Annotated in this window: 1 protein-coding gene; it reads right to left on the minus strand. The window is 44.1% G+C overall.

Annotation, left to right across the window (positions count from 1 at the left end):
• On the minus strand, window positions 1-526 hold a 526-nt coding region (locus ACWHAR_RS31725), incomplete at both ends, for a DUF5643 domain-containing protein (RefSeq protein ID WP_452089009.1).

Here is a 526-nt window from a genome sequence, read left to right on the forward strand (position 1 = left end):
GTAAAATTACCTTTTACGCTGTGTCCCATCGGCGCTTCGTCAATGCTTTTATAAGCAGAATCAACCAGTGACATCGTTTCTAAAAAGTTTTGCATGCTGTCAATATCAATCTTAGATTGATCGACATGTTTCAGATGATAGTCGACAGACAATTTACTTCCGTTTTGTTTCACCTGATCAACGGCAATCTGGAAGTCATGACGGTCAGCGCTCAGCGCGGCGGGCGTTTTTGTGAGAGGCAGCGTCTTTTCGGAATCGCCCATACTGCTGCTCGCCTCAATCTTGAGGTGTTTTGTTCCTTTATTCACTTTTCCAAGGATCAGCCTTTCTTCGTGACGAACCTTGTTTCCGTTCTTTGTACTGTCCGTCGTCCACTGCCCGCCACTCAAATAAGGAATTTCATTTCCTTTATCATCGGTCACTTTTATAACCGATGTACGATCGTTCGGATGTTCCTCTGAATTGGATACTTCATAGTCGATGACAGTCGATTCTTTTCCGAGAATTACCGTTTTTACGGCGAGCT

It is taken from the genome of Bacillus sp. LR--39 (assembly GCF_053613335.1).